An 18,940-nucleotide genomic window follows, 5' to 3' on the forward strand; every position below is an offset into this window, starting at 1 on the left:
ATGCTGAAAATGCTGTTCCATCTCATCGATCGATTTCGACGCGACAGCAGGGGTGCGGTACTGGTCGAGATGACCATCGTCGCACCCCTGATGCTGACACTATCGGCCGGCGTGTTCGAATTTGGCAACCTGATCCATGACAAATTGTTGATGGAAGCCGGTCTGACTGACGGCGCCCGTTACGGAGCGCGCTGCAACAGCCAGATGTATACCGACTCCGGGTTGGCGGCGATCAACTGCGCCGACCTCGCCACCAACATCGCGGTGTTCGGCAATGTTGCAGGGACAGGCAACGCGCGTGTCAGTGGCTGGCAGAAAGCAAATGTGACGGTGACCATCGCCGCCTCCGCGTCCTGTCATAACGCGGTCGTCGCGGGCGTCACGCAGTATCGTTCCACAACCCCCCAGGTTTGCATCGTCCGGGCTGCCGGCACCTACCCGTATACCGGCGTCGGAATGCTAGCTTTGATCGGCATCGGTCCGATAACTCTCAGCGGCTTTCACGAGGAGCGGTTGATCCGGTTCTGAGATGATCAGGCGTTTTGCAACATCGGAAGACGGCGCGGCGATGGTCGAGATGACCATTGTCTCGACGCTGCTGTTTGCGCTTGTCCTCGGCTTCGTTGATTTCGGTTATGCCTTCTATCAGTGGAATGCGGCGACGAAAGCGGTTCAGATCGGAGCCAGGCTGGCGTCGATCTCCGACCCCGTCGCAAGCAATCTGACAACCGCAGGCCCGACCACGACGCCCGGCTCTCCGGTGGTTGCAGGGGCATATGGACCCTTTGCCTGCTCGTACACCGGAACTGTCGGTTCCTGCACCAACAGCGGCACTTTCAACGCCACCAATTTCAGCCGCATATTCCGCGGTGACACGGCAGTCACCAACGACGACGTTTGCCCAACGCCGACGACAAGCCAGCGGGCAGGCATGTGCCAGTTCTTCCCGGGCCTGCTGCGCAGCAACGTCGTCGTCACCTACACGGCCACCGGCCTTGGCTATCAGACCCGGCTTGGCGGGCCGGTGCCGACAATCACCGTCAGCCTGCAGAACCGGACCTTCCAGTTCTTCTTCCTCCAGGGACTGATGGGTTTCGCCAACATCAACATGCCCTCCATGCTGAGCACGGTCACGGGCGAAGACGTCAAGAGCACCTATCCATGAACGCCATCAACACCAAGGTTACACCGACCAAGCGAAAGCAGGTGGCGCTGTTCTCTTCGGATCCGAATTTCAAGCGCGATGTGGCGACGCGGCTCGATGCGCTGGCGATCTATGACGTCAAGGTTTCCGAGACGGATGACTTCCTCAAAGGGCCGCCCGCCGATACGCGCCCGGGCATCGTCATCCTCGATCTCGGCGGTGGCGAGCTGCTGGGCAAGCCCGGCATCGTCGAGGCGCGCGCGCTGTGGGCGACGGTGCCGCTGATCGCGGTTTCCGATGAGCTGACGTCGGAACAGACGCGCGTTTTGGTGCGCATGAACGCCTCGGACTGGCTGCACAAGCCGCTCGACGGCAAGGAACTGCTCAACGCGGTGACCTTCCACGATACCGGCAACCAGGGCACGAAAAGCCGGATCATCACCTTCATCAGCGCCAGCGGCGGCGCCGGCGCCACGACGCTGGCGCTGTCGGCGGCCGAATTCCTCGCCTCGAAATCGGCCGAGCGCGCGGCCGCGACCTGCCTGGTCGATCTCGATTTCCAGAGCGCCAATTGCGGCGCCTATCTCAATCTGTTCAACCAGTTCGATCTCGCCGGCATTATCAGCCAGCCGGAAAGGCTCGATGTCGAGCTGATGGATGTCATCAAGCTCACGCGCCCTTCCGGCCTCACCCTTTATGCGTTCGAGCGGCCGCAACTGCCCTTCGAGCCGCACGGCAGCGATTTCGTCTTCCGGCTTCTGGACCTCGTCGCCTACCGCTTCGACGACATCGTCATCGACCTGCCCAATATCGAAACGCCCTGGCACAATTCGGTGCTGTCGACCAGCGACGAGATCTTCATCGTCTTCGAACTCAACGTCGCTTCGCTACGGCAAGGCAAGCGGCTCTACAAGAAAATCCGCGAACTGCGCGGCAATGCGGTCAGCATCACGCTCGTCGCCAACAAGCACAAGCGCAAATGGTTCGGGAACCATTTTTCGCGCAGCGAGCTCGAGAAGATATTCAAGGCGCCGCACATCAAATCGGTCGCGCTGGACAACGCTCTTCTGACCGATGCCTTGAACCGGGCGATCCTGCCCTCCGAAGTGGATGGCAGGGCGCGCTTCAACAAGGATCTGAAGAAGATGTTCAAAGAGCGGCTCGATGACGCTGCCCGGTAGAGACGGCCTCGTCCCCAGGCTGGCCGGCACCTGCGTGCTCGGCCTGGTGCTGACGCTGTCCGCCCAGGGCTTCGCCGAGGCGCGGTCGGGGCTTTCGGAGCGGCCGCCGCTGCCGGCGATGGGCCCCAGCCTGCGCAAGGCGGTTGCCTTCACAACCACCGAACAGCCGGGAACGATCATCATCCGCAAGAGCGAGAAGGCGCTTTACCTGGTGACCCGCCAGGGCCAGGCATTGCGCTACCAGATCAGCGTCGGGCGTGACGGATTTGGCTGGACCGGGGTGGTGAAGGTCGGCGCCAAGACAGAATGGCCGCAGTGGCGCCCGCCCCGGGAAATGCGCGCTCGCCAACCGGAACTGCCGGAGCTGGTGCCCTCGGGTCCGTACAATCCGCTCGGCGCGCGGGCGCTGTATCTGCTGCGGGACGGACACGACACGCTCTATCGCATCCATGGCACCAACGATCCCTCCGGCGTCGGATTCGACGGCACGTCGGGCTGCTTTCGCCTTACCAACACGGATGTGATCGATCTTTTCAAGCGCGTGCCTGTGGGCACCAAGGTGGTGGTTCAATGACGACGATCAGCGACCCGCATGTGCCCAGCGTAGCCGCCGAGCCGATGGAACCGCAACTGCTCGGCAGGGATGCGAGCCGGTCGCGGCTGGCCGTCGTCGTCGGCGTCGGGTTGACGCTGTTTGCAGTGCTGAACGCGACCGCCGCCATCTACCTTTATCGAGGCATCAACGACCTGCGCACCGTGGAGGGACGTCTCGAGGAACTCGGCGCGTTCGAACAGCGGATCGTTGCCCGGCTCGACACCGTCAACAACGGTTTTCAAAGCCGGTTTGAAAGACTGGACAGCCAATTGCAGGGCAGGTTCAACGAGATCAACGGCAACCTAGCTCGGCTGGAACAGAACCCTCTCTCGGCACGCGACGACAGCGGCACAAGCACGGCAGAACCCGTCGTCGTCACCAGCACCGTGGGGGACGCCTCTTCCGGCAACAGCGATGTCGCGGCCGAACCCGCGGCTGCAGAGACGCCACGGCCAATCAAGCGCAGGAGTGCCGCGCCCCCCGGGCCGAACCCCGCCTACCAGCGAACGGAGACGCCGGACGGCAAGGTCTATTATCGCAAGATCAATTGAGGCATGTCGCGTTCCGGTGAAGCCCGGTGCGCCCGACTAAAGATCCCGTCCCAAAGTCATGAGGCGCAGGGCCAGAGACTCTGTGCGCAGTCGCGTCTCGCGAAGGAACGCGACATGACAGTACGCGCAGGCCGCGAAGCCCAGAACGAGCACCAGGCTGTTCTGCCAGGTAAAATCGATCTTCAGGGCGAATTGGACACCGTTGGACATCGGAAAAGCCGCGACCGTGCTCGCTGTCTCCGAATGACTGCTGGAAGCGATCATCAGTCCGGCAAAGAGCAGGGCGACGTGGTTGGCCAGGAAGAAGGCGGCCGCCGGTCTCACACGGCAAGCGCTCCAGAACACCAGTGCCGCCGCAACCAGGATGACGGCATCCAGGGCCATCGAACCGTAGAGATATGGGTCGATCTGTTGCCAGAACATCGCCGACAAGGGGCGCAGTTCAAGCCAGATTCTCCACACTGCGGGGCTGGCGGGATAGCTCCCGAGCAGCATGGTCGCCATTCGCTCGCAGGCCAAAACCACCAGGATGAAAGCCGGAAAAGCGAAGAGTAGTATCGGCCTGCGCTTCATTTTTACCTCGACAATCTGGCGTCAGCATAGATTGCAGAGATTGCGCGAGGCTTAACGCAAGTGCGCCATTACGACGTGCTTGCGAGTTCATCCGGGCAGCCCGCGATTCAGCATCGGACCATTCGTGCCGTTGCGGTATGATCTTGGTTGAAACGTCATCAATTTTCCACGGCCGCGTTTCGGCTCAGGCAAACTTCATACGATTCTGCTGGCATTGAGCCCTTCGGCCTTTCCGCACTTGGCGGCAGTTGGGCGCCCCCCTGCGCGCCGGTTTTTGTGCCATTTTCGCTACATTTCCCAATCTTGTGGCCAAAATCCATCGTTTAGATGTTTCTAATTTAATATTCTCCCACATATCTTCGTGAACCTGTTGGATAATCCGAGCAAGCTCAGGCTTGGTTGTCGCGCTCGAAGAGACGGCGGGGAAACGTTGGGGCGGATTGAATGAATACGACAAGCATGTCGACTCTGGGCAGGCGCCTCGATCTTCTGATGGCGGCTACGATGTTGACCTGCGGGAGTGCGAGTGCACCTTCGCCCAAGAAACTGGACGAGGCCAACGCCAATCTCGATCGCCTCACCAAGAATCTCGAGGTCTGCGACCATGGGGTCACAACCGAGAGGTCGACGCTGATCCGGAATGGCAAGACCTATTCGATCATCCCCGGCATGATCTGTTCGGTCGACATCAAGAACCGGACACATGACCAGCCCCTATCTGCTGAACCCGATCAACAAGGCACGTGAGGAGGCGATGAGTGAACGATAGCGTCACCTCCCCTCTTGCCGATCGCGACCGGCTGCTTCCATCCATAGAAACAGAAGATTTCGGGCTGGAATTCCGGGTGGTGGTGCGCGGCGGCACGCGACGCGGCATTCGTCTGGAGCGGGCGTTCTGGACCTCGCTGAAGCAGATGGCCGAGAACCGCAAATGCACGATCGGCATGCTGATCGACGAGATCGCCGAGAGCCATGCCAACTCAGGAAACCTGACTTCGGCAATCCGGGTGGCCTGTATGCGTGGACTGACCGACGAAAACCACACCTTGCGAAGGCTTGCGTCGATCAAGACGATCAACGCCATTCTGGTCGGCTGCCCGTCACCGGCTTTTGCGCTCTCATCATCGAAGAGGATCCTGACCTTCAACGCGCCGTTCCAACAGCTGGTCAGGCGGCAATTGCCGGTGGCGCCAACCGAAGATGCGCGCCACGACCTGAAGCTTGCTCTGGATCTCAATGTCGCTGACATATTCGCGCGGCTCGACGCCAATGGCGAAACGCCGGTCGCCACCGGTTTCGTCATCGGCGCGGGCGACCGCCGCTACCGGGGGCAATTGAACGCGGTGCGGGCGCCGGTGCTCGAGCCGGAGTTGCTGATGGCCTTCGTTTTCGGCGGCTAATGCATAGCGCCCAAAAGTGACCTTTCGACGCCACATGCTTCAGACGCGCAGGATGACGCCGGATTCGAGCTGACGCATCTCCACAGCTGACGACGGCCGGGGCGCCAAAGCGGGTCAATTCGGGGAATCAGGGAAATCTGGTGCTGCGAGAGAGGATTGAACTCTCGACCTCTCCCTTACCAAGGGAGTGCTCTACCACTGAGCTACCGCAGCCGCTGATGGCGGGGCTTCTGCCATATCGAACCGGTAAGCGCAAGGCCAAGAACAACGCTTCTGTGAAAGCCTTTGCCGGATAGCTTTCAATGACATGGCGGCGCCACAATGTTGGCTATCCCTGAACGGCAGGTTTGGCCGGGTCGTCGGCCGGGACGGGACGATGAGCGACACGACGATATCACCGAAAAAGGGCGGCACGGACCGCAAGGACCGGCTCGCCGAGCAATTGCGCGCCAATCTGCAGAAGCGCAAGGCGCAGTCGCGCTCGCGCCGCACGGGTGAAGCCGACCAGAGGCCGGACGGGCTCGGTGCGGCCCAGGAAATACGGAAAGATTAACTCAAATCGGCCACTCTTGGCCCGGATGCGTGGAAATCCTATTTCTTGAACCACACCGGCCAATGGTCTAGACGGGCCGATACTCAAACGATTGAACCGGCCTTTTTGGCCGAGAGGGACATTCTCCAATGGATCGCATCAGAATTGTCGGCGGCAACAAGCTTGCCGGGAGCATTCCGATCTCAGGCGCGAAAAACGCCGCTTTGCCGCTGATGATCGCCTCGCTACTAACCGACGACACGCTGACGCTGGAAAACGTGCCGCATCTGGCCGATGTAGAGCAGCTGATCCGCATCCTCGGCAATCACGGCGTCGATTACTCGGTCAATGGCCGCCGCGAGAAGCAGAATGAAGGCTATTCGCGCACCATCAACTTCTCCGCCCGCAACATCGTCGACACGACGGCGCCCTACGAACTGGTGTCGAAGATGCGGGCTTCATTCTGGGTGATCGGGCCGCTGCTGGCCCGCATGGGCGAGGCCAAGGTGTCGCTGCCCGGCGGCTGCGCCATCGGCACGCGCCCGGTCGACCTGTTCCTCGAAGGCCTGCAGGCGCTTGGCGCCGATCTCGACGTCGACACCGGCTATGTCATCGCCAAGACCAAGAATGGCCGCCTGGTCGGCAACCGCTACGTCTTCCCCAAGGTTTCGGTCGGCGCCACCCATGTGCTGATGATGGCGGCTTCGCTGGCCAAGGGCGAGACGGTGCTGGAAAACGCCGCCTGCGAGCCTGAAATCGTCAACCTCGCCGAATGCCTCAACGCCATGGGCGCCAGGATTTCCGGCGCCGGCACACCGACCATCACGATCGATGGCGTCGAATCGCTGTCGGGCGCGCGCGTGCGCGTCATTCCCGACCGCATCGAGACCGGCACCTATGCCATGGCGGTCGCCATGACGGGCGGCGACGTCGTGCTCGAAGGCGCGCGGCCGGAGCTGTTGCAGACCGCGCTGGACGTGATTTCGCAGACGGGTGCCGAGATCACCCAGACCAATTCCGGCATCCGCGTGAAGCGCAACGGCGCCGGCATTTCGCCGGTCGACGTGACGACGGCGCCCTTCCCGGCCTTCCCGACCGATCTGCAGGCGCAGTTCATGGGCCTGATGACCATGGCCAAGGGCAAGTCGCGCATCACCGAGACGATCTTCGAGAACCGCTTCATGCACGTCCAGGAACTGGCCCGGCTCGGCGCCCACATCACGCTTTCGGGCCAGACGGCGATCGTCGACGGCGTGGCGAAGCTCAAAGGCGCGCCGGTCATGGCCACCGACCTTCGCGCTTCCGTCTCGCTGGTCATCGCTGGCCTCGCCGCCGAAGGCGAGACCACGGTCAACCGCGTCTACCACCTCGACCGCGGCTTCGAGCGGCTGGAGGAAAAACTGTCCAATTGCGGCGCGGTGATCGAGCGCATTTCCGCCTGACGATCGAACGGCGGCAGCTTCGGACGGAGGCTGCCCGTGCGGCCTTCATCCCCCTGCCAGCACCGCAAAGCCGAGGCAATTGCCTCGAGCGGAAGTCGTGTCGCGGTTGCACCGGCCGGAAAGACCGCCTAACAGAGGGCTGAAACCAACCTTAGGTACAAATCCCGCATGGCCCTCAAGCTTATCGCGCTCGACGACCAGGATCTGAGCATCGTCTCGGCCCATGTCCAGGACGCCGTGATGAAGGTGTCGGACCTTGAATTCCTGCCTGCGGCCAAGCGTTTCGTGCTGACAATGAACCGTTTCGCCTGGGAGGCGAAGTCGGGTCTGTTCCGCCAGCACAATGAACGGCGGCAGGCCGTGCTGCATTTCGACCGGGTGCTGGGCGCCAAAACCAATGGCATTGCCCGCGACAAGCCGGCCGAGGTGCTGTCCCTGCTGGCGATCAGCTTCATCGAGATCAGCAAGCCGGCCGGCATCGTCGAACTCATCTTTTCGGGCGGCGGCACCATCATGCTCGATGTCGAATGCATCGAGGCCCGCCTTGCCGACATAGGCGGCGCGTGGGAAGCCACGTCGCGCCCCATTCACAAGGCTTGAGCGCCCCATGGCCATCACGCTTCGCCAGTCCGACGCCGATTTCGAGCAGCGCTTCGCCGCTTTCCTGACGACCAAGCGGGAAGTGTCCGAGGACGTCGACGCAGGGGTTCGCCAGATCATCGCGCGTGTGCGCGCCGAAGGTGACGCGGCACTGATCGACTATACGCAACGATACGATCGGGCAGATTTGAAGAGCCTCGGCATTGCCGTGTCGAAGCAAGACATTGCGGCCGCTTACGAGACGGCCGATCCAAAGGCGATCGAAGCGCTCGAATTCGCGCGCGATCGCATCCGCTCCCACCACGAGCGGCAGCGGCCGAAGGACGATCGCTACACGGATGCCGCCGGCGTCGAGCTCGGCTGGCGCTGGACAGCGATCGAGGCGGTTGGGCTCTATGTGCCGGGCGGCACGGCGAGCTATCCAAGCTCGGTGCTGATGAACGCCGTGCCGGCCCGGGTGGCCGGCGTCGAGCGCGTTGTCATGGTGGTGCCGGCGCCGGGTGGCATCATCAATCCGCTGGTGCTGGTGGCGGCCGACATATCAGGCGTGACCGAAATCTACCGCGTCGGCGGCGCGCATGCGATCGCTGCCCTTGCCTATGGCACAGAGACCATAAAGCCGGTTGCCAAGATCGTCGGACCGGGCAATGCCTATGTCGCGGCGGCCAAACGCCAGGTGTTCGGCACGGTCGGCATCGACATGATCGCCGGCCCCTCGGAAGTGCTCGTGGTGGCCGACGGCAGCAACAATCCCGACTGGATCGCCGCCGATCTGCTCGCCCAGGCCGAACACGATGTGTCGGCGCAATCGATCCTGATCACCGACGATCCGGCCTTCGGCAAGGCGGTCGAACAGGCGGTCGAACGGCAATTGCAGACCCTGCCGCGCGGTGAAACGGCAGCGGCGAGCTGGCGCGATTTCGGCGCGGTGATCGAGGTCGCGACCATCGAGGCCGCGCTGCCGCTGGTCGACCGCATCGCCGCCGAACATGTCGAACTGGCCATCGACGATGCCGAAGGTTTCCTGTCGCGGATGCGCAATGCCGGCGCCGTCTTTCTCGGGCGCCACACGCCGGAAGCCATCGGCGACTATGTCGGCGGCTCCAACCACGTGCTGCCGACGGCACGCTCGGCGCGCTTCTCGTCAGGCCTGTCCGTGCTCGATTTCGTCAAGCGCACCTCGATCTTGAAACTCGGGCCGGAGCAATTGCGCGTGCTCGCGCCAGCGGCGATCGCGCTCGCCAAGGCGGAAGGGCTCGACGCGCATGGCCGCTCCGTCGCCATCCGGCTGAACATGTAGGCCGAGATGACGGGCTCCGATCAAACCCGCGCAAAACTGATCGATGTCGAACTCGATGAATCGATCGGCCGTTCGACGCCCGATGTCGAGCATGAGCGGGCAGTGGCGATCTTCGACCTGATCGAGGAGAACAGTTTTCAGCCCGTCAACGACAGCGGGGCCGGCCCCTACCGGCTGAAACTGTCGCTGGCCGAGCAGCGTCTGGTCTTTGCCGTTACCCGCGAGGACGGTACCCCGGTGGTCACCCACATCCTGTCGCTGACGCCGCTCAGGCGCATCGTCAAGGATTACTACATGATCTGCGAAAGCTACTACGACGCCATCCGCTCCTCGACGCCGAGCCATATCGAGGCGATCGACATGGGCCGGCGCGGCTTGCACAATGAGGGTTCGCAGACGCTGATGGACCGGCTGTCCGGCAAGATCGACATCGACTTCGACACGGCGCGCCGGCTGTTCACGCTGGTCTGCGTGCTGCACTGGCGGGGCTAGCCCTGGCACCCGGCGCCCTGCCCCGCTCGATCCTGTTCGTGTGCGGCATGAATGCCGTGCGCTCGCCAATGGCCGAGCAACTGGCGCGCCGGATGCTGCCCGCCACTATCTTCGTCGCTTCGGCCGGCGTGCGCGCCGGCGAGCGCGACCCATTCGTCGATGCCGTGCTGGCGGAGGAGGGCCTGTCGCTGGGCGAGCGTCATCCCAGAACGCTGGACGATCTCGAGGACGACTATTTCGACCTGATCGTGACGCTGGCGCCGGAAGCGCACCATGCCGCGCTGGAACTCACCCGCTCGCTCGCCGTCGAGGTCGAATACTGGCCGACACAGGACCCGACTGGCGCCAGCGGCACGCGCGAACAGATCATGGCGGCCTACCGCGAGGTGCGCGAGCGGCTGAAGTTGCGCATAAGCCGACGTTTCTTGGCTTCAGAGGCAAAAAACGCGACGGATTAAGCGTGTTCACAAGCGGACGATTATCATATAGGTTCCGCCGAAATTCCAGCCGGGGCGCTGGAACTGCCATCCAAGCAAAGGTATCGAATGCCGAAGGAAGAAGTCCTCGAGTTTCCGGGTGTCGTGACGGAATTGTTGCCGAACGCGATGTTCCGGGTGAAGCTCGAAAACGAACACGAGATCATCGCCCATACGGCCGGCCGCATGCGCAAGAACCGCATCCGCGTGCTGACCGGCGACAAGGTTCTGGTCGAGATGACGCCATACGACCTGACCAAGGGCCGCATCACCTACCGCTTCAAGTAAGATCAAGCCTGACTGGTCCGCGATGAGCATTTTGCAGAAGCTGGTGCTTGCTTCGGGTTCGCCGCGCCGCATCGAACTGTTGCAGCAGGCCGGCATCGAGCCGGACCGTATCCTGCCAGCCGATATCGACGAAACGCCGCTGCGTGCGGAGCATCCGCGCTCGCTGGCCAAGCGGCTATCGACGGAAAAAGCCGAGAAGGCGTTCGCCTCGCTGAAGACCGAGACGGACTATGCGCCAAGCTTCGTTCTGGCCGCCGACACGGTGGTCGCGGTCGGGCGGCGCATCCTGCCCAAGGCCGAAACGCTGGACGATGCCGCCAACTGCCTCGGGCTGCTGTCCGGCCGCTCTCACCGGGTCTATTCCGGCATCTGCCTGATCACACCGGGCGGCAAGCTGCGCCAGCGGCTGGTCGAGACGCGGGTGCGTTTCAAGCGGCTGCCGCGCGAGGAGATCGAAGCCTATGTCGCCTCGGGCGAATGGCGCGGCAAGGCCGGCGGCTATGCCGTCCAGGGTCTCGCCGGCTCGTTCGTCGTCAAGCTGGTCGGCTCCTACACCAACATCGTCGGCCTGCCGCTCTATGAGACGGTGGCCCTGCTATCGGGCGAAGGCTTCAAGATCCATCAGAACTGGCTGACCGCACGGCCATGAATTCCGACTCCAAAGTCACGCCGCTGCGGCCAAAGCGCCCCTGCCCCGAATGCGGCAAGCCGTCGGCGCGCGACACCTTTCCGTTCTGCTCGGCCCGCTGCAAGGACATCGACCTCAACCGCTGGCTAAAGGGCGCCTATGTCATCAAGGCCCGCGACGACGAGGAAGAACCCGACGCCGACGAGCCCAAGTAAGACCGAGATCGCCCGTCAGGCAGCCTCGGTCTTGCGGCTCACGCGCGCCCAGGCCGGCAGCCAGTCGCCGTGAGCGGCCAGGAGATCGTCGACCAGTGACCAGATCTGGTCGAGGTCGAGTTCGGCCGCCGTGTGCGGATCCATCATCGCCGCATGATAGATGTGCTCGCGATTCTCGCTCATCAGCGCCCGCACCGTCAGTTCCTGGACGTTGATGTTGGTGCGGATCAGCGCCGTCAGCTGCGGCGGGAGATCGCCTATATAGGTCGGCTGGATGCCGGAAGCATCGACCAGGCAGGGCACTTCGGCAGCGCAGTCGCGGGGCAGCGAGGTGATGCAGCCATTGTTGCGGACATTGCCGTAGATAACCGATGGTTCGCCGGTCCAGACCGAGTTCATGATCGAGGAGGCATACTCCCTGGACTCCTCGACCTCGATGCGCTGCGCCGAGCGGTAGGCCTGCGCCTGGTCTTTCCAGCGCTCGATCTGCTCGATGCAGCGCTTGGGGTATTCGTCGAGCGGAATGCCGTATTTCTCGATCAGATCGGGGCGACCTTCCTTGATGAAATAGGGCGTGTATTCGGCGAAATGCTCCGAGCTTTCGGTGACGAAATAGCCAAGCCTGGTCAGCATCTCGTAGCGCACCTTGTTGGGGCAGCGCGGATTCCAGCCCGGCTTGGGCGCGCCACCTTCGCGATAGGCGCGCACGAGATCCGGATAGAGGTCGCGGTAGGAGCCGTCGGGCTGGCGGTGCTCGAATTTTAGGTAGAAGGCCATGTGGTTGATGCCGGCCGAGCGGTAGCGGATGTCTTCGTAGGGAAGGCCGAGATCATGCGCCAGTTCCATCGCCGTGCCCTGCACCGAGTGACAGAGCCCGACCTGCTTGATGGCGGGGTATTTCTCTGAAATCGCCCAGGTGTTGATCGCCATCGGGTTGACATATTGCAGCATGATCGCTTCGGGGCAGACGGCGAGCATGTCCTCGCAGATCTTCCACAGATGCGGCACGGTCCTCAGGCCGCGCATGATGCCGCCGACGCCGAGCGTGTCGGCGATCGTCTGGCGCAGGCCATATTTCTTCGGCACTTCGAAATCGGTGACGGTGCAGGGCTCGTAGCCGCCGATCTGGAAGGCGACGACGACGAAATCGGCGCCGGCAAGTGCCTTGCGCTGGTCGGAATAGGTCTCGGCCTTCGCCTTCACGCCGAGCGTCGCGATCAGCTTGTTGACGACGATGGCGCTCTCTTCCAGCCGCTGCGGATTGATGTCCATCAGCGCGATCGTCGCGCCCGAGAGTGCTGGCCGCTGCAGCACGTCGCCGACAATGTTCTTCATGAACACGGTCGAGCCGGCGCCGATGAAAGTGATCCTGGGATGTCTTGCCATACTAACCTCCGGCATATGTTCAAGCCACGTCGAAAGCGGCTCGGACGAGCCGTTCGGTGTAGGCGGTCTTGGGATTGGTGAGGACCTCGTCGACAGGTCCCTGCTCGACGATCTTGCCGTGCTGCATGACGATGACGCGGTGGCACAGCGCGCGCACCACCTTGAGATCGTGCGAGATGAAGAGGTAGCTGAGGCCGCGCTCGTCCTGCAGCTTGCGCAGCAGGTCGATGATCTGCGCCTGGACGGAGAGGTCGAGCGCGGATGTCGGCTCGTCGAGCAGGATGAATTCGGGCTCAAGCGCGATGGCGCGGGCGATCGCGACGCGCTGGCGCTGCCCGCCAGAGAATTCGTGCGGGAACCGCGACAGGATATCGCCCGGCATGCCGGCGCTGACCAGCGCCTCACGCACCCGGTCCACCCGCTCCGCCCGCGTCGCGCCGATGCTGTTGACGACCAGCCCTTCCTCGATGATCTGGCCGATCGTCATGCGCGGATTGAGCGACGAGAACGGATCCTGGAAAACGATCTGCATGCGCGAGCGCAGCGGCCGCATCTCGTTGCGCGACAGGCCCTGGATCGGTTGGCCGTCGAAACGGATTTCGCCGCGCCTGGTGTCGATCAATCTCAGCAGCGCCTGGCCGAAGGTGGTCTTGCCGGAACCGGATTCACCGACCAGCCCCAGCGTCTCATGGCGGCAAAGCTTGAGGCCGAGATCGTCGACGGCGACCAGCTCGCGCCAGTCCGGCTTCAGGAAACTGCCGTGGCGCAGCATGAAGCAGACGCGCACATCATTCGCCTCGAGGATGGCGCCGCTGCCCTCAGGAAGCGGTTGCGGACGCCCGCGCGGCTCCGCGGCGAGCAGCCGCTGCGTGTAGGGATGCTGCGGGTCGGCAAACAGCCGTTCGGTGACGTTGTGCTCGCACATCGCGCCATGCTGCATGACATAGACATAGTCGGAGAATTTGCGCACCACTGTGAGATCGTGGGTGATCAGGATCACCGCCATCCGCAGCTCTTTCTGCAGATTGCGGATCAGGTTGAGGATTTGCGCCTGGACGGTGACGTCGAGCGCGGTGGTCGGCTCATCGGCGATCAACACGTCAGGATTGTTGGCCAGCGCCATGGCGATCATCACGCGCTGCCGCTGACCGCCCGAAAGCTGGTGCGGATATTGCTTGAGCCGTGCTTCCGGCTCGGGGATCTGGACGTGCCGCAGCAGCTCGAGCGCCCGTGCCCAGGCTTGCCGGCGGCTCACCTTACGGTGCACCCGGATCGCCTCGACGATCTGGCTGCCGACCGTATAGATCGGGTTAAGCGAGCTCATCGGCTCCTGGAAGATCATCGAGATGCGGTTACCGCGCAGCTTGCGCCGCTCGCTCTCGGGAAATTTCAGGATGTTCTGGCCGTCGTAACAGATGCTCGATTTCGGCGACACGGTGGCCCGGCGCGACAGCAGCCCCATGACGGCGCGAGCCGTCACCGACTTGCCGGAACCGGATTCGCCGACGATGGCAATCGTCTCGCCACGATAGAGCTGGAACGAGATGTCCTTGACCGCTTCGACAACACCGTGCTCGACCTTGAAGGCGACCTCGATATTGCGGGCGTCGATGATGGGCTGGTCCTGGCGCCCGTCATGGTCATGACGGACGGTGGGGGCGAAGGATTCGGCGAGTACGACGGTCATCCCAGCCACCTCAATACGGATCGACGGCGTCGCGCAGGCCGTCGCCCAGCGCGTTGAAGGCAAAGACGGTGGCGAGCACGAAACCGACTGGCGACAGGATCCAGGGATAGGTGCCGATGACGGAATAGGTCGCGGTGTCCTGCAGCATCAGGCCCCAGGAGATCAGTGGCGGCTTGACCGCGAAGCCGAGGAACCCGAGGAAGCATTCGAGCAGCACCACCGTCGGGATTGCCAAGGTGACGGCGACGATCACGTGGCTCATCACATTGGGCAAGATGTGCTGCAGGATGATGCGCCGGTCGGTGGCGCCGACCGCCATGGCGGCGCGCACATATTCGATGCGCGCCAGCGCCAACGTCTTACCGCGCACCTCGCGCGACATCTGCGCCCAGCCCAGCGCCGACATGACGATGATGACGAAAGCGAGGAAGACATTGGTCGGCGCGGTGACGGGGATCAGCGTCGTCAGCGCCAGATAGAGCGGCAGCTGCGGGAAGGCGAGCACCAGTTCGACGAAGCGCTGCATCCAGATATCGAACCGGCCGCCGAAATAGCCGGAAACAGTGCCGACGGTGGTGCCGATGACGGTTATGATAAAGACGACCGTCAGCGCGATCATCAGCGAGACCCGTGAGCCATGGATGGCGCGCGACAGCACATCGCGGCCGAACTTGTCGGTGCCGAGGAAATGCACCGGCTGGCCGTCCATCGAGGCGAAGAAATGCCGGTTCGCCGGTATTAGTCCGAAGAGCTTGTAAGGCGCGCCCTCGGTAAAGAAGCCGAGCAGCCTTGGATGGTCGTAGTCGGGGCCGACCACGGGCTGGAAGGTGACCGGATCGAGGTCGGCCGAATCGGCCAGCGCATAGACCCGCGGCCGCGCGACGAAATTGCCGTCCTTATCGTGGAAGGAGGGCAGTTGCGGCGGCGCGAAGCCGACATCGGTCGCCTTCGGGTCCATCGGCGCCAGGAACTCGGCGAACACGGCCATGACCAGCAGCAGCACCACGAGCCAAAGCCCGGCCATGCCGGTCCAGGAGCGCTTCAGCCGGCGCCAGACCAGCGCGATATAGCTTTCATTGCCGCGCGCCGGTTTGGCGACGATAGGCCCTTCGGCGGGCAGCGGCGGCGGTGATGGATCGCGGGCCAGCATCTAGCTCTCTCCGTATTGGCGGATGCGCGGGTCGAGCAGGACGAGCAGCATGTCGGCGATGATGTTGCCGACGATCAGCGTCGCCGCCAGCACCATCATGAAGGTGGCGGTGACGTAGACATCGCCGACCGCCATCGAACCGACAACCGCCGGGCCGACGGTCGGCAGCGCGAAGATGATTGCCGTCTCGATCTCGCCGGTGAGCATGTAGGGCAACACCACACCCTGATACATGACGAGCGGATGCAGCGCATTGGGCACTGCGTGGCGCATGACGACGGCGCTGCCGGTCAGGCCCTTGGCTCTCGCGGTTTCGACATATTGCGCGTTGAGGGTATCGAGCAGATTGCCGCGCATGACCCGCATATTGTAGGCGAGGCCGCCGAAAGTGGCGATCGCGACCACCGGCCAGACATGCTTGACCAGGTCGACGAACTTCGCCCACGACCATGGCGCACCGCCATATTGCGGCGAGAAGAATGAGCCGATCTCCGACACGTTGAACTGGAAGACCAGCAGATAGACGATGATCAGCGCCATCAGGAAGCGCGGCACGGTCATGCCGAGGAAGGCGATGGCCGAAAGCGTCGAGTCGATCCAGGTGTATTGCCTTGTCGCCGCCCATATGCCGAAGGTGATGCCCAGCACCGAGGCAAGCAAATGGCAGACCAGCGCCAGGAGCAGCGTGCGCGGCAGGCGCTCGCCCACCACATCGGCGACCGGCTTGTTGTAGTAGAGGCTGTAGCCGAAATCGCCGCGAGTGATGATCCCGCCGATCCAGTTGAGGTACTGGACGGGCAGCGGCTTATCGAGGCCGTGTTCGACGCGGTAGGCCTGGGCCTGCGCATCGGCCTCGGCGAAGGAGGCACCGCCCTGGTTGACCAGCTGCGAACGGATGTAGTCGGCATAGTCACCAGGTGGTGCCTGGATGATGGCGAAGGTGACGAGGCTCAGGATTGCGAGGACCGGTATTGCCGACGCTATGCGCATAGTCAAGAATCGCAGCATGGACGGTCGGCTTCCTCATTTCGCCGGACGCTCCCATCGAGGGTCGTTCGGAGGGTTGGTTTGCCCCGGCCGCGCCAGCGGCGCGGCCGGGTCTCCTTTGGTCAGGGGAGGTAAACTTACATCGGACCCTTGTCTCCGGGCTTGCCCGGGAGCTCCTGCGGGAACAATTCGTATTTCGCCTGCTTGTCGGCCGCGACGAAGACGCGTTCGCGGACGATCGAATCCTCGGCCCAGTTGAACATGAAGATCGGCGTGCCCTGCGGAATGTTCGAGAAGCGCTTGTTGACGATCAGCGCGCCGGGATATTCCGTCAGGCCGACATTGTAGACATGTTCGGTCGAGATCTTCTGGAACTCTTTCATCAGGCTGGCGCGTTTGTCATTGTCTTCCGACGCGACGAACTTGTTGACAATGTCGACCAGGTCTTTTTCGAAAGGCATCAGGTCGACCTCGCCGCTTTCCGGCGCGCGGTGGTTCCAACTGGTCTTCGGACCGACAGGCGCGAGCTGCTCCGTGTTCTGCACGACCGAGGTCAGTTCCTGGTCGTTGCGCCTGATCAGCCAGTCGAAGCGGCCGGAGTATTGCGAGGCATCGCGCTGGGTGCCGTTGAGGCCGTTGAGCACGACCCTCAAGCCCAGCTTTTCCATCTGGGCGACAACACCTTCGGCGAGGCTTTTGTCTGTGCCGTAGTCGTTGTTGACCAGCATCACGATCTCGACGTTCTTGCCGCCGGCGGTGCCGGCCGGGAAGTTCACGAAACCGTCGCCGTCGGTATCCTTGAGGCCGGCCTTTGCGAGTTCGGCCTTGGCGCCAGCGAGGTCGAACGGATAGTAGACGGTCGACTTGCGGTCATAGAAGCTGGTGCCCGAGGAGAAGCCGCCGGGATAGATGGCGGTGAACGGCCCCTTGACCAGGGAGTCGCCCAGCGCCTTGCGGTCGAGCGCCATGGTGATGGCCTTGCGGAAATCCTCGTTGCGGTTCAGCTCGCGAACCGCCTGGCTGCGTTCGTCCGGGTTGCCCCAGCCGTTGGCTGAAAAATTCATGCGCAGATTGTAGCCGATGAGGCGTGGACCGAAGGCGAGCCGTGCCGGCGCGTTCGCTTCAGCGGCGCGCTTCAGCGAGGCGACAAAGTTTTCCGGCTGCTCGAGGTTGGAGAAGTCGCCCGAGCCGGCGACCGCCTGGACGTCGCGGTCGGCCCAGGTCGACAGCTTGTACTGCAGTTCGTTGAGGTAGGGCAGCTGGTTTCCCTTTTCATCGACCTTCCAGTAGTAGGGGTTGCGGCGCATGACGATGATGTCGTCCGGCCGGTAGCCGACCGGAACCCAGGCGCCCATCACCGGCATGTTCATAAATTCCGGCGGGAAGGCGTTCTTGAACTGGTCGTAGGTGTTCTTCGAATATTTCGGATGCTGCGGCTTCAATATGTGCGCCGGGCCGGGACAGAAGGTGCCGTAAGCCATGGCGTAGAGGTACTGTTTCGGAAAGGCGTCCTTGAACGTCCATTCGACAGTGTAGTCGTCGATCTTCTTCAGCGTCGTGCCGACGCCGAAGGTTTCGGGCGTCGCGCCATTGAGCGGCGAGACGTTCGGGTCGACCACCTCGTCATCCCAATAGAACATGACGTCGTCGGCGTTGAAGGCCACGCCATCGGACCATTTCGCGCCCTCGATCAGATGCATGGTCAGCTTGTGGCCGTCCTTCGACCAGTCCCAGCTTTTGGCCAGATTCGGCAGCGGCTCGGTGTCCTTGGCTTCGACCTGGAACAGCGGCGCCGTGCGCGTCAGGCATTCGGAGAGGCCGATATCGATGCCGCCCCAGCCCTGCGTTTGGCCGGCGCCGTAGTTCCAGCCTTCGGGCCGGCCGCCGATGACATGGCGCATGGTGTCGCCATAGACGCCGATGCCGTTTGGCATGTTGGCCGTCTTGAAGACCAGCGGCTCCTTCGGCAACCTGTCCTTGACCGGCGGCAGTTTGCCGGTCTTGACGTATTTTTCGGTCACCCAATCCGGCTCGTGATATTCCGGCAGGGCCTTGAACTCCAGGATGGAGTCGCGCGCCACGTATTTGATCTTGCCCTCGGCCGGAAAGGTCGCCGGCACCGGCGGGACTGTCGGCTCTGAAGCGAAAGCGTTGAGTGCCGGAACCGAGACGCTCAGCGCCAGTCCGGCGGCAATGCCAATGCTGCGTAGGTTTCTCATAGTCTCCTCCCTCATGTTCAGACGTTTTCTGCTGCTCGTCTCTGCTCGGACGGCTCAATGCGATGGACCTGCCTCCCAAGGTCCGCCGCCGCGC

22 protein-coding genes and 1 tRNA gene are annotated in these 18,940 nt (G+C 62.9%); 16 read left to right on the forward strand and 7 right to left on the reverse strand.

What is annotated here, in order from left to right; genetic code table 11:
- The 5 genes from AB4Z43_RS26730 to AB4Z43_RS26750 are packed head-to-tail and all read left to right on the forward strand — an operon-like array spanning position 1 to position 3,471.
- Entirely contained in the window at positions 1-528 is a 528-nt protein-coding gene (locus AB4Z43_RS26730; protein ID WP_441939626.1) for a TadE/TadG family type IV pilus assembly protein, read from the forward strand.
- 1 nt (position 529) lies between these two features.
- On the forward strand, positions 530-1,165 hold the full coding sequence (locus AB4Z43_RS26735; protein ID WP_441939628.1) for a TadE/TadG family type IV pilus assembly protein: 636 nt from the start codon (positions 530-532) through the stop codon (positions 1,163-1,165).
- Entirely contained in the window at positions 1,162-2,325 is a 1,164-nt protein-coding gene (locus tag AB4Z43_RS26740) for an AAA family ATPase (RefSeq protein ID WP_441939630.1), read from the forward strand. The genes AB4Z43_RS26735 and AB4Z43_RS26740 overlap by 4 nt, the downstream gene beginning before the upstream one ends.
- Positions 2,309-2,899 (forward strand): L,D-transpeptidase, encoded by a 591-nt coding sequence (locus tag AB4Z43_RS26745; protein WP_441939632.1) that lies wholly within the window; start codon positions 2,309-2,311, stop codon positions 2,897-2,899. Before AB4Z43_RS26740 ends, AB4Z43_RS26745 begins: the two co-directional genes overlap by 17 nt.
- The gene (locus AB4Z43_RS26750; protein WP_441939634.1) at positions 2,896-3,471 is read left to right on the forward strand and encodes a hypothetical protein; all 576 of its coding nucleotides are present in this window, start codon (positions 2,896-2,898) and stop codon (positions 3,469-3,471) included. Before AB4Z43_RS26745 ends, AB4Z43_RS26750 begins: the two co-directional genes overlap by 4 nt.
- Positions 3,472-3,507: 36 nt before the next feature.
- Here AB4Z43_RS26750 and AB4Z43_RS26755 read toward each other — a convergent pair whose 3' ends face one another.
- Positions 3,508-4,044 carry a hypothetical protein gene (locus AB4Z43_RS26755; protein ID WP_441939636.1) on the reverse strand — a complete coding sequence of 179 codons (537 nt, stop codon included), beginning with the start codon at positions 4,042-4,044 and terminating at the stop codon, positions 3,508-3,510.
- A gap of 444 nt (positions 4,045-4,488) precedes the next feature.
- Between AB4Z43_RS26755 and AB4Z43_RS26760 the strand changes: the two genes are divergently transcribed.
- Positions 4,489-4,791 (forward strand): hypothetical protein, encoded by a 303-nt coding sequence (locus AB4Z43_RS26760; RefSeq protein WP_441939638.1) that lies wholly within the window; start codon positions 4,489-4,491, stop codon positions 4,789-4,791.
- A gap of 11 nt (positions 4,792-4,802) precedes the next feature.
- Complete coding sequence (locus AB4Z43_RS26765; RefSeq protein ID WP_441939640.1) at positions 4,803-5,444, forward strand: ribbon-helix-helix domain-containing protein; 642 nt, start codon at positions 4,803-4,805, stop codon at positions 5,442-5,444.
- A 138-nt stretch (positions 5,445-5,582) separates the two neighbouring features.
- Here AB4Z43_RS26765 and AB4Z43_RS26770 read toward each other — a convergent pair.
- Positions 5,583-5,657: transfer RNA gene (locus AB4Z43_RS26770), tRNA-Thr, on the reverse strand.
- Between the two features lie 163 nt (positions 5,658-5,820).
- Between AB4Z43_RS26770 and AB4Z43_RS26775 the strand changes: the two genes are divergently transcribed.
- The 9 genes from AB4Z43_RS26775 (at position 5,821) to yacG (ending at position 11,417) form a co-directional block, all read left to right on the forward strand.
- Positions 5,821-5,997 carry a hypothetical protein gene (locus AB4Z43_RS26775; RefSeq protein WP_084791397.1) on the forward strand — a complete coding sequence of 59 codons (177 nt, stop codon included), beginning with the start codon at positions 5,821-5,823 and terminating at the stop codon, positions 5,995-5,997.
- A 128-nt stretch (positions 5,998-6,125) separates the two neighbouring features.
- Positions 6,126-7,418: a UDP-N-acetylglucosamine 1-carboxyvinyltransferase gene (murA, locus tag AB4Z43_RS26780; RefSeq protein ID WP_010914066.1), complete on the forward strand. Its 1,293-nt coding sequence runs from the start codon at positions 6,126-6,128 to the stop codon at positions 7,416-7,418.
- A 168-nt stretch (positions 7,419-7,586) separates the two neighbouring features.
- A complete protein-coding gene (locus AB4Z43_RS26785; RefSeq protein ID WP_441939642.1) occupies positions 7,587-8,018 on the forward strand; it encodes a DUF2948 family protein in 432 nt (143 codons plus the stop codon).
- A gap of 7 nt (positions 8,019-8,025) precedes the next feature.
- Positions 8,026-9,318, forward strand: coding sequence for a histidinol dehydrogenase (hisD, locus tag AB4Z43_RS26790; protein WP_038644550.1), 1,293 nt, complete (start codon positions 8,026-8,028; stop codon positions 9,316-9,318).
- A 6-nt stretch (positions 9,319-9,324) separates the two neighbouring features.
- On the forward strand, positions 9,325-9,810 hold the full coding sequence (locus AB4Z43_RS26795) for a UPF0262 family protein (RefSeq protein WP_019860406.1): 486 nt from the start codon (positions 9,325-9,327) through the stop codon (positions 9,808-9,810).
- Entirely contained in the window at positions 9,798-10,268 is a 471-nt protein-coding gene (locus AB4Z43_RS26800; RefSeq protein WP_080643811.1) for an arsenate-mycothiol transferase ArsC, read from the forward strand. The genes AB4Z43_RS26795 and AB4Z43_RS26800 overlap by 13 nt, the downstream gene beginning before the upstream one ends.
- A gap of 87 nt (positions 10,269-10,355) precedes the next feature.
- Entirely contained in the window at positions 10,356-10,574 is a 219-nt protein-coding gene (gene infA, locus AB4Z43_RS26805; protein WP_006200926.1) for a translation initiation factor IF-1, read from the forward strand.
- A gap of 22 nt (positions 10,575-10,596) precedes the next feature.
- A complete protein-coding gene (locus tag AB4Z43_RS26810; protein ID WP_038644546.1) occupies positions 10,597-11,223 on the forward strand; it encodes a Maf-like protein in 627 nt (208 codons plus the stop codon).
- On the forward strand, positions 11,220-11,417 hold the full coding sequence (gene yacG / locus AB4Z43_RS26815; protein ID WP_019860409.1) for a DNA gyrase inhibitor YacG: 198 nt from the start codon (positions 11,220-11,222) through the stop codon (positions 11,415-11,417). The genes AB4Z43_RS26810 and yacG overlap by 4 nt, the downstream gene beginning before the upstream one ends.
- A gap of 15 nt (positions 11,418-11,432) precedes the next feature.
- Here yacG and AB4Z43_RS26820 read toward each other — a convergent pair whose 3' ends face one another.
- From AB4Z43_RS26820 to AB4Z43_RS26840, 5 genes are all read right to left on the reverse strand, one after another.
- Positions 11,433-12,803, reverse strand: a complete 1,371-nt coding sequence (locus AB4Z43_RS26820) for an alpha-glucosidase/alpha-galactosidase (RefSeq protein ID WP_441939645.1) — start codon at positions 12,801-12,803, stop codon at positions 11,433-11,435.
- 19 nt (positions 12,804-12,822) lie between these two features.
- A complete protein-coding gene (locus AB4Z43_RS26825) occupies positions 12,823-14,490 on the reverse strand; it encodes an ABC transporter ATP-binding protein (RefSeq protein ID WP_064980429.1) in 1,668 nt (555 codons plus the stop codon).
- A 10-nt stretch (positions 14,491-14,500) separates the two neighbouring features.
- The gene (locus tag AB4Z43_RS26830; protein ID WP_019860413.1) at positions 14,501-15,640 is read right to left on the reverse strand and encodes an ABC transporter permease; all 1,140 of its coding nucleotides are present in this window, start codon (positions 15,638-15,640) and stop codon (positions 14,501-14,503) included.
- The gene (locus AB4Z43_RS26835) at positions 15,641-16,648 is read right to left on the reverse strand and encodes an ABC transporter permease (protein WP_441939647.1); all 1,008 of its coding nucleotides are present in this window, start codon (positions 16,646-16,648) and stop codon (positions 15,641-15,643) included.
- 116 nt (positions 16,649-16,764) lie between these two features.
- The gene (locus tag AB4Z43_RS26840; protein ID WP_441939649.1) at positions 16,765-18,846 is read right to left on the reverse strand and encodes an ABC transporter substrate-binding protein; all 2,082 of its coding nucleotides are present in this window, start codon (positions 18,844-18,846) and stop codon (positions 16,765-16,767) included.
- Positions 18,847-18,940 lie beyond the last annotated feature (94 nt).

Source organism: Mesorhizobium sp. 2RAF45, from assembly GCF_052115225.1.
Taxonomy (GTDB): Bacteria; Pseudomonadota; Alphaproteobacteria; order Rhizobiales; family Rhizobiaceae; genus Mesorhizobium; species Mesorhizobium jarvisii.

What these genes read in the sequence shown, in the direction of transcription:
- AB4Z43_RS26810 (WP_038644546.1), top strand. Translation starts at nt 10,597, where the DNA reads ATGAGCATTTTGCAGAAGCTGGTGCTTGCTTCGGGTTCGCCGCGCCGC.
- AB4Z43_RS26730 (WP_441939626.1), top strand. Translation starts at nt 1, where the DNA reads ATGCTGAAAATGCTGTTCCATCTCATCGATCGATTTCGACGCGACAGC.
- AB4Z43_RS26760 (WP_441939638.1), top strand. Translation starts at nt 4,489, where the DNA reads ATGAATACGACAAGCATGTCGACTCTGGGCAGGCGCCTCGATCTTCTG.
- murA (WP_010914066.1), top strand. Translation starts at nt 6,126, where the DNA reads ATGGATCGCATCAGAATTGTCGGCGGCAACAAGCTTGCCGGGAGCATT.
- AB4Z43_RS26740 (WP_441939630.1), top strand. Translation starts at nt 1,162, where the DNA reads ATGAACGCCATCAACACCAAGGTTACACCGACCAAGCGAAAGCAGGTG.
- AB4Z43_RS26820 (WP_441939645.1), bottom strand. Translation starts at nt 12,803, where the DNA reads ATGGCAAGACATCCCAGGATCACTTTCATCGGCGCCGGCTCGACCGTG.
- yacG (WP_019860409.1), top strand. Translation starts at nt 11,220, where the DNA reads ATGAATTCCGACTCCAAAGTCACGCCGCTGCGGCCAAAGCGCCCCTGC.
- infA (WP_006200926.1), top strand. Translation starts at nt 10,356, where the DNA reads ATGCCGAAGGAAGAAGTCCTCGAGTTTCCGGGTGTCGTGACGGAATTG.
- AB4Z43_RS26750 (WP_441939634.1), top strand. Translation starts at nt 2,896, where the DNA reads ATGACGACGATCAGCGACCCGCATGTGCCCAGCGTAGCCGCCGAGCCG.
- AB4Z43_RS26755 (WP_441939636.1), bottom strand. Translation starts at nt 4,044, where the DNA reads ATGAAGCGCAGGCCGATACTACTCTTCGCTTTTCCGGCTTTCATCCTG.
- AB4Z43_RS26785 (WP_441939642.1), top strand. Translation starts at nt 7,587, where the DNA reads ATGGCCCTCAAGCTTATCGCGCTCGACGACCAGGATCTGAGCATCGTC.
- AB4Z43_RS26830 (WP_019860413.1), bottom strand. Translation starts at nt 15,640, where the DNA reads ATGCTGGCCCGCGATCCATCACCGCCGCCGCTGCCCGCCGAAGGGCCT.
- AB4Z43_RS26735 (WP_441939628.1), top strand. Translation starts at nt 530, where the DNA reads ATGATCAGGCGTTTTGCAACATCGGAAGACGGCGCGGCGATGGTCGAG.
- hisD (WP_038644550.1), top strand. Translation starts at nt 8,026, where the DNA reads ATGGCCATCACGCTTCGCCAGTCCGACGCCGATTTCGAGCAGCGCTTC.
- AB4Z43_RS26775 (WP_084791397.1), top strand. Translation starts at nt 5,821, where the DNA reads ATGAGCGACACGACGATATCACCGAAAAAGGGCGGCACGGACCGCAAG.
- AB4Z43_RS26825 (WP_064980429.1), bottom strand. Translation starts at nt 14,490, where the DNA reads ATGACCGTCGTACTCGCCGAATCCTTCGCCCCCACCGTCCGTCATGAC.
- AB4Z43_RS26840 (WP_441939649.1), bottom strand. Translation starts at nt 18,846, where the DNA reads ATGAGAAACCTACGCAGCATTGGCATTGCCGCCGGACTGGCGCTGAGC.
- AB4Z43_RS26795 (WP_019860406.1), top strand. Translation starts at nt 9,325, where the DNA reads ATGACGGGCTCCGATCAAACCCGCGCAAAACTGATCGATGTCGAACTC.
- AB4Z43_RS26835 (WP_441939647.1), bottom strand. Translation starts at nt 16,648, where the DNA reads ATGCTGCGATTCTTGACTATGCGCATAGCGTCGGCAATACCGGTCCTC.
- AB4Z43_RS26745 (WP_441939632.1), top strand. Translation starts at nt 2,309, where the DNA reads ATGACGCTGCCCGGTAGAGACGGCCTCGTCCCCAGGCTGGCCGGCACC.